This window comes from Candidatus Hydrothermales bacterium (assembly GCA_039630235.1).
In the GTDB taxonomy this organism is placed as follows: Bacteria; Hydrothermota; Hydrothermia; order Hydrothermales; family JAJRUZ01; genus JBCNVI01.
The window spans coordinates 414-708 of record JBCNVI010000023.1 but is presented as its reverse complement, the minus strand read 5'-3'; the positions used below and the strand labels follow the sequence as shown (position 1 = coordinate 708).

1 protein-coding gene is annotated in these 295 nt (G+C 49.5%); it reads left to right on the top strand.

The window, feature by feature from the left end; all coding sequences use genetic code 11:
• On the top strand, positions 1 to 295 hold a 295-nt coding region (locus ABDH49_09055; GenBank protein ID MEN3047099.1), incomplete at both ends, for a cytochrome c peroxidase.

Genomic DNA, 295 nt, shown 5'->3' with positions numbered 1-295 from the left:
GTATGAAAACGTAGGTAAAGCTATAGCAGCCTTTGAAAGAACTCTCATGACACCCTCAAGGTTTGATGAATTCCTTAAGGGTAACACCAAGGCACTTACCGCTGAGGAGAAAAAGGGTCTGAAGCTTTTCATGGAAGTGGGCTGCGCAGCCTGCCACAACGGTCCTGCTCTGGGTGGTAACGCCTTTTTTAAGTTTGGTCAGTTTGTAGACTACTGGAAGGCAACAGCTCCATACGTGACCATAGATAAACCCACAATACCCGTAGACCTGGGACGGGGTGGGGGTGGTCTGAGG